Genomic DNA, 12,194 nt, shown 5'->3' on the forward strand with positions numbered 1-12,194 from the left:
CCTGTTTTAGTCAAACTCCAGTTCCACCTGCTCCGACCCTACTAACGACCGCAAATCGTTGAGTAAACGATCGCTGGGCGAAATACGCCACGCTGCACCAAAGCGCAGCTTCGCCCGCGCATCTGCTCTCTGATAATAGAGATGCACCGGAATGGTCCCGGAGCGATGAGGCTCCAGAGACTGGCGGAGACGGTTTAAAAGCTGGTCATCAATTTGCCTGTCCGTCAGCGAGATAGCAAGTCCGCGCGCGTATTTTTCCCGCGCTTCGTCGATGTCCATGACTTCCCGGGCGGTCATTTTAAGCCCACCGCTAAAGTCATCAAAGCTGACCTGTCCACTGACGATCAGGATACGGTCCTTCTCCAGCAGCTGCTGGTATTTATCTAACGCATCGGTAAATAACATCACCTCAAGACGGCCAGAGCGGTCGTCAAGAGTACAGATACCAATTCGGTTGCCGCGCTTGGTGACCATGACGCGGGCGGCAATCACCAGCCCGGCCGCAACGGTCACTTTACCACGTTCTGTTGGATGCATGTCTTTCAGGCGCATGCCGCCAACGTAGCGCTCAATTTCTTTCAGATACTGATTGATCGGATGACCGGTGAGATACAGACCGAGCGTCTCACGCTCGCCGTCCAGCTGCACCTGTTCCGGCCACGGCGTAATGGCCGCGTAAGATTGCTCAACCTGCTCGGGCTCTTCCGCCAGCACGCCGAACATATCCGCCTGCCCCGTCGCTTCGGCTTTGGCATGCTGGTCCGCCGCCTTCAGGGCGTCCCCCAGCGCGCTCATCAGCGCCGCGCGGTGCGGGCCAAGGCGATCGAACGCGCCGGACATGATCAGTTTTTCCATCACGCGACGGTTGATCTTTTTAGTGTCGGTGCGCGCGCAGAGATCAAACAGCTCTTTAAAGTAGCCGCCCTGATTACGCGCTTCGAGGATCGCTTCGATCGGCCCCTCACCCACGCCTTTGATGGCGCCGATGCCGTACACGATCTCCCCGTCATCGTTGACGTGGAACGGATAGAGCCCGGAGTTAATGTCTGGCGGCAGCACTTTCAGCCCCATGCGCCAGCACTCATCCACCAGTCCAACCACCTTCTCGGTGTTATCCATATCGGCGGTCATCACCGCCGCCATGAACTCGGCCGGATAGTGCGCTTTCAGCCACAGCGTCTGATAGGAGACCAGCGCATAAGCAGCAGAGTGCGACTTGTTAAAGCCGTAGCCTGCGAACTTCTCCACCAGATCGAAGATTTTCATCGACAGTTCGCCGTTGATGCCCATCTTCTCAGCACCGTCCTGGAACACCGAACGCTGCTTGGCCATCTCCTCCGGCTTCTTTTTACCCATGGCACGACGCAGCATATCCGCGCCGCCCAGCGTATAGCCGGACAGCACCTGGGCAATCTGCATCACCTGTTCCTGATAGAGGATGATGCCGTAGGTCGGCTCCAGCACCGGCTTCAGGCTCTCATGCTGCCACTGAATGTCCGGGTAGGAGATGGCTTCACGGCCGTGCTTACGGTCAATAAAGTTATCGACCATGCCCGACTGCAGCGGCCCCGGACGGAACAGCGCCACCAGTGCGATCATATCTTCGAAGCAGTCCGGCTTCAGGCGCTTAATCAGATCTTTCATGCCGCGCGATTCAAGCTGGAACACCGCGGTGGTTTCCGAGCGTTGCAGCATGTCGAAGCTTTTTTTGTCATCCAGCGGGATGGCGGCGATATCGATCGGCGGTAAACCCTGCTTTTCACGCCGCGGGTTGATCATCTTCAGCGCCCAGTCGATGATGGTCAGCGTGCGCAGGCCGAGGAAGTCAAACTTCACCAGTCCGGCGTATTCCACGTCGTTTTTATCGAACTGGGTGACCGGGAACTGGCCGTTCTCATCGCAGTACAGCGGCGCAAAATCGGTGATTTTGGTCGGCGCAATGACCACGCCACCGGCGTGCTTGCCGGCGTTACGCGTGACCCCTTCCAGCTTGCGCGCCATGTCGATCAGCGCTTTGACCTCTTCGTCAGCTTCGTAGATCTCCGGCAGCTGCGGTTCCGCCTGGAACGCTTTTTCCAGCGTCATGCCCGGATCCGGCGGGATCAGTTTTGAGATGCGATCAACAAAGCCGTACGGATGCCCCAGCACCCGACCAACGTCGCGAATCACCGCTTTCGCCGCCATGGTACCGAAGGTGATAATCTGCGACACCGCATCGCGGCCGTACATCTCAGCCACGTGATCGATCACCTGGTCACGTTTTTCCATGCAGAAGTCGACGTCAAAGTCGGGCATCGAGACACGTTCCGGGTTAAGGAAACGTTCGAACAGCAGGTCAAACTCCAGCGGATCGAGATCGGTAATTTTCAGCGCGTAGGCCACCAGTGAACCGGCACCGGAACCACGCCCCGGCCCCACCGGAATGCCGTTGTCCTTCGACCACTGGATAAACTCCATCACGATCAGGAAGTAGCCGGGGAAACCCATCTGGTTAATGACGTTGAGCTCGATGTCGAGACGCTCGTCATACTCCGGCCGGCGTTCGGCACGCACCTGCTCATCCGGGAAGAGAAACGCCAGGCGCTCCTCCAGCCCTTCGCGCGACTTCATCACCAGGAAATCTTCGGTCGACATGTCGCCGGTCGGGAATTGCGGCAGGAAATATTCGCCGAGGCGCACCGTGACGTTACAACGCTTAGCAATCTCTACGCTGTTTTCCAGCGCTTCCGGGATGTCCGAGAACAGCTCGCACATCTCCTCTTCGCTGCGCATATATTGCTGAGGACTGTAGTTGCGCGGACGTTTAGGATCGTCCAGCGTGTAGCCGTCGTGAATCGCCACGCGGATTTCATGGGCATCAAAATCTTCTTCGTTGAGGAAGCAGACTTCATTGGTGGCCACCACCGGCACCGATTCAGCAATCGCCAGCTCAACCGCGGCGTGCAGATAGGCCTCTTCATCTGGCCGGCCGGTACGCGTCAGTTCCAGATAGTAGCGGTTCGGGAAATGCTGCTGATAGAAGCTCAGGCACTGCGTCACCAGCGCGTTATTGCCGCGCAGCAGGCTGCGACCGACGTCACCGCGCCGTCCGCCCGACAGCAGAATCAACCCTTCGCCCAGCTCCAGGAGCCAGTCGCGATCGATAATCGGTCCGGCGATACCGTAACCGCGCTGGTAAGCGCGCGAAATCAGCAGCGTCAGATTCTGGTAACCGGTGTTATTAGCCGCCAGCACGGTGAGCTGCGTCAGCTCATCGCCCATCAAATCGCTGGCCACCTGGAAGTCAGCCCCGACGATCGGTTTGATACCGGCGCTGTGCGCGCTGCCATAAAAGCGCACCAGCCCGCACAGGTTGGTGTAGTCGGTGATGGCAATGGCTGGCATGCCGAGCGCGGCCGCCTTTTTTACCAGCGGCCCGGTCTTGGCCAGACCATCGACCATGGAGTAATCGCTGTGTACGCGCAGATGTATAAAACGAGGTTCAGCCATATCAGTTTCCGGTTAAAACAGCGTCAGGCTATTAAAGCGTAGTCGGCTGGCGCGCGGCCAGCACATCAGCATCAATCAGGGCGTTACGCACCGGCGCAAAGCTGCGGCGGTGGTGAGGTATGGCACCAAACTGCGTCAGTTTTTCCATGTGCAGCGCGGTCGGATAGCCTTTGTGCTGGGCGAAACCGTACTGCGGAAACAGCAGGTCCAGCTCAGCCATTTCACGGTCGCGCGTGACTTTGGCGATGATCGAGGCGGCGCTGATTTCCCGCACCAGACTATCGCCCTTCACCACCGCCTGCGACGGCATCGGCAGCGCCGGACAGCGGTTGCCATCAATCAGGACAAAATCCGGTGCAATATGCAGACCGGCAACCGCGCGCTGCATCGCCAGCATGGTGGCGTGCAGGATGTTCAGCTGATCAATCTCTTCCGGTTCAGCGCGGCCCAGGCTCCACGCCAGCGCTTTCTCTTTGATTTCATCAAACAGCGCAAGGCGGCGCTTTTCAGACAGCTTTTTGGAATCCGCCAGGCCGGCAATCGGCCGCGCTGGATCGAGGATCACGGCGGCGGTCACCACGGCACCGACCAGCGGGCCACGTCCGACTTCATCAACGCCGGCAATCAGCCGGGCATCAGGATAGATAAATTCAGCCATTGGCAATCTCCAGTACCGCATCCGCCGCCTGTTCGTCGGCGTTCCAGCGAATCTGCTGATGCAATTGGGTGAAAGTGGCCAGCAGCGCGTCACGCTCCGGACCGGCATGCAGCAGCGGCTCCAGCGCCGCGGCTAACGCTGCAGGCTGGCACTCCTCCTGCAGCAGCTCCTGCACCAGCTCACGGCCGGCCAGCAGGTTAGGCAGCGAAACGTACGGGGTTTTCACCAGCCGCTTCGCCAGCCAGAAGGTGAACGGCTTCATACGATAGCCCACCACCATCGGGCATTTCGCCAGCATGCACTCCAGCGCTGCAGTGCCGGAAGCCAGAATCGCCGCGTCGCTGGCGATCATCGCCTGGCGCCCTTTGCCATCCAGCAGGTGCATCGGCAATTCCGGCGCGACGCTGGCTTTAATCTGCTCGAACTGCGCGCGCCGCTTCGCGTTAACCAGCGGCACCACGATCTCCAGCGCCGGATAGCGCTGGCGCAGCAGCTGTGCAGCGCGCAGGAAATCGGCGCTGAGCATCTCCACTTCCGCGCCACGGCTGCCCGGCAGCAGGCCAAGGCACAGCGCATCGTCAGCGATGCCTAATTCACGCCGCGCGGCCAGTTTGTCCGGCTGCAGCGGCATCGCATCGGCCATGGTGTGCCCGATAAAGCGGCACGGCACGTTGTAGCGATCGTAAAACGCTTTTTCAAAAGGCAGAAACGCCAGCACCAGATCGGTGTTGCGGCCAATTTTGAACACGCGCTTTTGTCGCCAGGCCCACACGGAGGGACTGACATAATGAATGGTGCGAATGCCGGCACGCTTGAGGTTGCCTTCCAGCGTGATGTTGAAATCCGGGGCATCGATGCCGACGAAGACATCCGGCCGCAGCTCGGTAAAGCGCTGGGTTAAATCCTTGCGGATGTGCAGCAAACGGCGCAGGCGGCCAAGCACCTCAACGATGCCCATTACCGCCAGCTCTTCCATCTCGTACCAGGCTTCGCAGCCTTCGGCCTGCATCAGCGGACCGGCAACGCCAACGAAGCGCGCGTCAGGATGGCGCGCTTTCAGCGCACGAATCAATCCGGCACCAAGAATATCGCCGGAGGTTTCTCCGGCGACCAGGGCAATCGTTAAGGGACGCACTGACATGAATTAACGAATCAATCCACGGGTAGAACGGGCAAAGAAGTCGTAGAAAGGCTGCACTTCGCTATGAAGTTTAGCCAGTTCTTCAATCTCCGGCTTCACTTCATCCAGCGTTTTACCGCTGCGGTACAGCAGCTTGTACGCGTTACGAATGGCGTGCAGTGCTTCTTTGCTGAAGCCACGACGCTTCAGGCCTTCGATATTGACACCGAACGGCGTGGCATGGTTGCCCTGCGCAATCACGTACGGCGGCACGTCCTGCGCGACGCCGGAACAACCGCCTACCATCACGTGGGCACCAATGGTGCACCACTGGTGCACCGCCGTCACGCCGCCGATGATGGCAAAATCATCCACGGTAACGTGGCCGCCCAGCGTTACGTTGTTGGCCAGAATACAGCGATTGCCGATCACGCAGTCATGGGCAATGTGCGCGTTGACCATCAGCAGGTTGTCGCTGCCGACTTTGGTCAGGCCGCCACCCTGCGTGGTGCCACGATGAATGGTGACGCTCTCGCGGATGCGGTTGCGATCGCCGACTTCAACGCGGGTCGGTTCACCGGCATATTTCAGATCCTGATTCACTTCGCCAATCGAAACGAACTGGTAGATCTGGTTATCTTTACCGATACGCGTGTGGCCATTCACCACCACGTGCGATTTCAGCACCGTGCCTTCGCCAATTTCCACGTTCGCTCCGACAACACAAAACGGACCGATTTGGACGTTGGCGCCGATCACCGCACCTTCTTCAATGATGGACGTTGGATGGATGCTGGCGGTTGAATCAATCACTAATTATGCCTCCCGGCTACGGGCACACATCATGGTCGCTTCACAGACAATCTTACCGTCTACGGTTGCCACGCCTTTGAAGCGCGTCAGGCCACGGCGGGTCTTCTCGAAGGTAACTTCCATGATCATCTGGTCGCCCGGCACTACCGGACGCTTGAAACGGGCTTCGTCGATACCGGCGAAATAGTACAGCTCGCCCGGTTCCAGTTTTCCAACGCTTTTAAACGCCAGAATACCGGTCGCCTGCGCCATCGCTTCCAGGATCAGAACGCCTGGGAAAATCGGTTTACCAGGGAAGTGTCCCTGGAAAAACGGTTCATTAACAGAAACGTTCTTTACCGCACGCAGATATTTATGCTCTTCAAATTCCAGCACGCGGTCAACCAGCAAAAACGGATAGCGGTGCGGCAGCAGTTCTAAAATCTCTTCAATTTTCAGAGTATGCGTTTCAGTTGTCAAAATACTCTTCCTGTCCTAAAAAATCTGATGGCAACAATAACACGGCCTGCACCGATCAAAATGATCTTTCGCAGGCCGCAAATCAGTTCAGTGGCGTTTCGCTTACCATGATACCTGCTGCCGCACTCTGGTTAACCCCGAGGTGAAAGAAGGTACGCTGCTTTATTATGAAAGCGGGTAGAGCCGGGATGTGCTCAGTCGTCTTTGCCGACCTTGCGTTCGATGGCTTTTAAGCGTTTGCTCATGTCATCGATGTTCATCACCAGCGCTGCCGTTTTACGCCAGGTTTTGTTGGGTTGCAGCGGGATACCCGATGAGTATACCCCAGGCTCTGTGATGGGACGCATGACCATGCCCATGCCGGTTACCGTCACTTTGTCACAGATTTCCATATGGCCGTTAATGACGCTGGCTCCGCCAATCATACAGTAACGCCCAATCTTCAGACTACCCGCCATGATCACACCACCGGCAACCGCGGTGTTATCACCAATCACGACGTTATGCGCAATCTGGCACTGGTTGTCTATGATAACACCATTGCCGATCAGAGTGTTATCCAGCGCACCGCGATCGATCGTGGTACAGGCGCCAATTTCTACCCGATCGCCAATCACCACGGTGCCCAGCTGAGGAATTTTCACCCAGTTGCCGCGGTCGTTAGCATAACCGAAACCATCGGCACCAATCACGGTGCCAGACTGAATCAGACAATCCTGACCAATCTGAATCTCATGATAAACCGTAACGTTGGCCCACAGACGGGAACCACGGCCAATGCGCGTGCGCTTGCCGACAAAGCAGCCGGCGCCAATCACCACGTCATCACCCAGCTCAACGCCGGACTCGATGACCGCGTTAGCGCCCACCGAGACATTGTTCCCCAGCTTCGCGCTCGGATCGATCACGGCGCTGGGCGCGATATTTTGCGCGGGCTGCGGCGTGGTGTCCAGCAGTTGTGCCATACGGGCATAAGTCAGGTAAGGGTTTTTCACCACCAGCGCGGCGGTTTTACACCACTCCAGATCCGCTTCCGTCAGCACCACGGCTGAGGCCTGAACCTGTGCGAGCTGCTCGCGGTAGCGGCTGTTGGCAAGAAAAGTGATTTGACCAGGGGTGGCGGATTGCATAGAAGCAATGCCGGAGATGGCGATATCGCCATCTCCGTGCAATTCTGCATCCAACTGCTGGGCTAAATCAGCCAGTCGAATTGATGACATCGATTATTTAACCTGTTTCAGCACGTCAGCAGTAATGTCTTTCGCGTTAGAAGCATAGGCAACGGCATTGGCGTCGATTACCACGTCATACCCTTCGCTGTCCGCCACTTTCTTCACTGCGTCCTGAATACGGCTCAGCAGTTTGTTACGCTCTTCCATCTGACGACGGCGGTTATCCTGATCGAAAGCCTGCGCTTTCGTCGAGAATGCTTCGCGCTGTGACATGATGTCTTTTTCCATGCGGCTGCGGTCGCTGGCCTTCATGGTTGAACCATCGCGCTGCAGTTTCTGCATTTTAGTCTGCAGATCGCGCTCCTGGCTCTGCAGCTCAGTGGCACGGCCCTTGAATTCGTTTTCCAGCTGTTTAGCAACGGTCGCACGTTGCGGTAACTGTTGGAAAATGCTGGACACGTTTACCACTGCAATTTTGTCAGCAGCCTGAACGCCCGCGGAAACCGCTAAAGCAAGACCCAGACCTGCGGCACACAACAACTTTTTCACTATAAACTCCTTACCATCAACGTTTGTGTCAGCGACACAGTGTTGGCATCGTCCGGCTCCCGTCTGGCGCCGGCGCGATGCCGTACTACGACTCTGCTTCCGTGCTCAGAACCTTACCAGGTTTTACCGATGTTAAACTGGAACTGTTCTGCTTTGTCTCCCTCGACTTTCTTCACTGGCTGTGCGTAGGAGAACACCAGTGGTCCAAGTGGCGACATCCACTGCAGCGCAAGACCGGCAGAGACGCGAATGTTGTTCGGGTCGCTGTAGTCCGGAATGCCCGCCGCGCGGGTTTCCGCGGTGTTCTGCCACTTGGTATCCCAGACGGTACCGGCATCCATAAATACCGAGGTACGTACTGAGTTTGCATATTTTTCGCTCAGGAACGGCGTTGGCGTAATCAGTTCAAGGCTGGCGATCGCCATGGCGTTACCGCCCACCGCATCGTCAGACTTACAGATGCCGTCCGGATCGGTCAGATTACAGCTCGACGAACGATCGTTCAGGTAAGCGGCTTTCGGACCAATGGTGTTGGACTGGAAGCCACGCACGGTGCTGGAACCGCCGGCGTAGAAGTTCTCATAGAACGGCATCTCTTTGCCACCGAGTCCGTCACCGTAGCCAACACGGCCACGACCCAGCACCACCCAGGTGCCATCACGGTTCAGCGGCACGTACTGCTGGGTGTCCAGCGTCGCTTTATAGAACGAGTTATCAGAGCCCGGAATGGTCACTTTACCGTTCAGGTTGGTACGGTTACCGCGCGTCGGGAAGAAACCACGATCGAGCGTGTTGTACGTCCAGCCGTAGTTGAAGGTGAAGTCATCCGCAGAGAAATCACCGTCATCATTCAGCCCCTGATGACGACCCACCGAGTCAAGGTAACGCCACATCGCCACCTGCGGACGCATGTTGGACAGGTCGTTGTGCACATAACCTAAGCCGACGCGCAGCGTGTTGTTTTCGTTAACCGGGAAGCCGAGCGTACCGTCCACACCGTAACTTTTGTTGGTGTAGTCGGAGAGATCAGCATCATCCGCTTTAAAGTCGTTGTAGAAGAGGCGACCGCCGAGGCTCACACCGTCCACCGTGAAGTATGGATCGGTGAGTGAGAATTCTGCGTAGGTCTGGTAGTCGTTCTTGGTACCGCTGATGCCGACGGTATTACCGGTGCCGAGCCAGTTCTCCTGGGTCACGCCGACCTGGAAGCTGACGCCACTCTCCGTACCGTAACCCACACCAAAGTTGAAGGTACCGGTGTTACGCTCTTTGACTTTGTAAACCACGTCAACCTGGTCTGGCGAGCCCGGAACGCGCTGGGTATCAACGTCCACGGTTTCGAAGTAACCGGTACGGTTCAGGCGCTCTTTGCCCTGATCGACGAGGTCGCTGCCCAGCCATGCGCCTTCCATCTGACGCATTTCGCGGCGCAGTACGGCATCTTTCGAGGTGTCGTTACCTTCAAAACGCACTTTACGCACGTAATAACGGTTACCGGCATCAACGTTGATGTGCAGCTTAACGGTTTTATCCGCATCGTTGATTTCCGGCTGCGTCACCACGCGAGGATAGGCGTAGCCATAACGGCCCAGCAGCTTCTTGATGTCATCTTCCATCTGGGTGACTTTGGTGCCGTTATACAGCTCACCGTTAGGAATCTGCGTCAGGTGCTCAATTTCCGCCGAGTGGCCCGCCATACTGCCGTTGACGATCACGCCGGCAATCTTGTACTGATCGCCTTCAGTGATGTTGACGGTGATGTAGATGCCTTTCTTGTCCGGCGTCAGGCTCACCTGCGTGGAATCAATATTGAAACGCGCATAACCGCGATCCAGATAGAAGCTGCGCAGGGTTTCGAGATCGCCCGCCAGTTTCTGCTTCTGGTATTTACGATCGCCCACCACGTTCCACCACGGCACTTCATCGCGCAGCTGGAAGCGGGAGATCAGTTCGTCTGAGCTGAACGCTTTGTTGCCGACAATGTTGATCTGCTGGATCTTGGCCGAGACGCCTTCCTGGAAGACGAATTTCAGATCGACACGGTTACGCGGCAGCGGCGTCGCGATGGCTTTGACGCTGGCGGTATATTTACCGACGCTGTAGTAAAAGTCCTCCAGCCCCTTCTCGATGGAAGAGAGCGTGGTGCGGTCAAGCGCTTCGCCAACGCGCACACCGGAGGCCTCAAGGTTCTCCTTCAGCTGATCCTCTTTCACCGCTTTGTTACCGGAGAAGGTGATGCTGGCAATGGTCGGACGTTCCTTCACCTGAACAATCAGGGTGGTGCCGTCACGCAGAACCTGGACATCTTCAAAGTTACCGGTAGCGAACAGTGAGCGAATGGTGTTTCTGATGTCATCATCATTCACCGTATCACCGACGCGTACCGGCATGCTGAGCAGAGCCGCGCCGACGGCGACTCGCTGTAGACCTTCGAAATGAATGTCCTTCACTACGAAATCGTCTGCACCGTAAACGGTGGCGCTGCTAAACAGCAGCGACGCTATGAGCAACTTTTTCATCGCCATCGTTGTTATGCGTTTTCCTAACACATCCCGCGCCTGTCTGCGTTCCAGCGATTACAGGCGAGAGAAATCATTGAAAAGTGCAAGCCCCATTAAAAGCACCAGCAAAATTGAGCCGATGCGATAACTGAAGTCCTGAACTCGCTCGGACACCGGTCCACCTTTGATCTTTTCGATCGCCAGAAAGAGCAGATGTCCACCATCTAAAACCGGCAGAGGGAACAGATTGATGATCCCTAAGTTGACGCTAATCAGCGCGAGGAACATCAGGTAATAAATCACCCCATATTCAGCTGATAATCCGGCACCCTGCGCAATCGAAATTGGCCCGCTCAGGTTATTCAGCTTGACGTCCCCGGTTATCAACTTGCCCAGCATCGAAACCGTCAGCTTCATCAGTTGCCAGGTTTTGACACCGGCTTCACCAATCGCGGCGAAAGGTCCGTACTGTTTTACCGTTTTGTACTCATCCGGCAGCGGGATCACACGCGGGATCACCCCGGCAAAACCTTCCGCTGCGTTACCCGGTTTCGCTTCCGGCGTTAGCGTCAGCGTTAACGGTTCACCGTTACGCTCAACCTCCAGCGCCATGTTTTTGCCGGGATTATCCCGAACCTGAGCCGCAAAAACCTGCCATTGCGTTAATGGCTGACCATCGACTTTAACGATCCTGTCGCCGGCTTGCAAACCGGCAGCACTTGCCGGTGAACGCGCCTGCACTTCTGCCAGCGTGGTTTCGATTTGCGGCCCGCGCGGTCGAATACCTAAAGCGACCACCGGGTCCTGTTTGTCCGGTTCAAATTGCCAGTCACGCAGATTGAGCTGCTTCTGCTGCGTCGCCTGCTGACCAAACTGTGACACGGTCAGCGTGGCACTGCTGTCGCCGATTTTACCGATCAGCGCCAGGCGCACAGCATCCCAGTCAGGCGTTTCGATACCGTCAACCGCTTTAAGTTCCATGCCGGAGGTAATTTGCGCTTCTGCCGCGACGGAACCGCTCATAATTTCGCCGACCACCGGGCGAACACCCGGCACCCCATGGATGAACACCACCCAGTAGGCAAACACGGCAAAAATGAAATTTGCGATGGGACCGGCGGCAATGATTGAGGCACGCTGCAGCACGGTTTTATTGTTGAAGGCCTGATGACGCAGCTCAGCGGGCACGCTCTCTACGCGCTCGTCGAGCATTTTGACGTAGCCACCGAGCGGAATCAGCGCGATCACGTATTCCGTGCCCTGGCGGTCAGTGCGACGCCACAGGGCTTTGCCGAAACCGATCGAGAAGCGTTCTACTTTGACACCGCAGCGACGCGCCACCCAGAAGTGGCCGAACTCGTGCACCGTAATCAGCACGCCGAGCGCCACGATAAAGGCGACAAAACTCCAGAGTATGCTCAACATCGTCGCTT

Annotated in this window: 9 protein-coding genes; all 9 read right to left on the reverse strand. The window is 56.9% G+C overall.

All coding sequences use genetic code 11. The features are described 5' to 3' along the window. Window positions 1-6: 6 nt before the first annotated feature. Window positions 7-3,489 carry a DNA polymerase III subunit alpha gene (dnaE, locus tag AC6I79_RS15260; protein ID WP_058780472.1) on the reverse strand — a complete coding sequence of 1,161 codons (3,483 nt, stop codon included), beginning with the start codon at window positions 3,487-3,489 and terminating at the stop codon, window positions 7-9. 31 nt (window positions 3,490-3,520) lie between these two features. Next, entirely contained in the window at window positions 3,521-4,147 is a 627-nt protein-coding gene (gene rnhB, locus AC6I79_RS15265; RefSeq protein WP_159377286.1) for a ribonuclease HII, read from the reverse strand. Continuing rightward, window positions 4,140-5,288 (reverse strand): lipid-A-disaccharide synthase, encoded by a 1,149-nt coding sequence (gene lpxB / locus AC6I79_RS15270; RefSeq protein WP_058759532.1) that lies wholly within the window; start codon window positions 5,286-5,288, stop codon window positions 4,140-4,142. Before lpxB ends, rnhB begins: the two co-directional genes overlap by 8 nt. Before the next feature lie 3 nt (window positions 5,289-5,291). After that, the gene (gene lpxA, locus AC6I79_RS15275; protein WP_021507480.1) at window positions 5,292-6,080 is read right to left on the reverse strand and encodes an acyl-ACP--UDP-N-acetylglucosamine O-acyltransferase; all 789 of its coding nucleotides are present in this window, start codon (window positions 6,078-6,080) and stop codon (window positions 5,292-5,294) included. A 3-nt stretch (window positions 6,081-6,083) separates the two neighbouring features. Next, a complete protein-coding gene (gene fabZ / locus AC6I79_RS15280) occupies window positions 6,084-6,539 on the reverse strand; it encodes a 3-hydroxyacyl-ACP dehydratase FabZ (protein WP_013507953.1) in 456 nt (151 codons plus the stop codon). Between the two features lie 194 nt (window positions 6,540-6,733). Then, on the reverse strand, window positions 6,734-7,759 hold the full coding sequence (lpxD, locus tag AC6I79_RS15285; RefSeq protein ID WP_021507481.1) for a UDP-3-O-(3-hydroxymyristoyl)glucosamine N-acyltransferase: 1,026 nt from the start codon (window positions 7,757-7,759) through the stop codon (window positions 6,734-6,736). A 3-nt stretch (window positions 7,760-7,762) separates the two neighbouring features. Beyond that, on the reverse strand, window positions 7,763-8,260 hold the full coding sequence (gene skp / locus AC6I79_RS15290; protein WP_021507482.1) for a molecular chaperone Skp: 498 nt from the start codon (window positions 8,258-8,260) through the stop codon (window positions 7,763-7,765). Window positions 8,261-8,373: 113 nt separating this feature from the next. After that, the gene (bamA, locus tag AC6I79_RS15295; RefSeq protein WP_021507483.1) at window positions 8,374-10,785 is read right to left on the reverse strand and encodes an outer membrane protein assembly factor BamA; all 2,412 of its coding nucleotides are present in this window, start codon (window positions 10,783-10,785) and stop codon (window positions 8,374-8,376) included. 51 nt (window positions 10,786-10,836) lie between these two features. Further along, the gene (rseP, locus tag AC6I79_RS15300) at window positions 10,837-12,186 is read right to left on the reverse strand and encodes a sigma E protease regulator RseP (protein ID WP_058759530.1); all 1,350 of its coding nucleotides are present in this window, start codon (window positions 12,184-12,186) and stop codon (window positions 10,837-10,839) included. Window positions 12,187-12,194: the final 8 nt, after the last annotated feature.

This window comes from gamma proteobacterium symbiont of Scutellera amethystina, assembly GCF_059730845.1.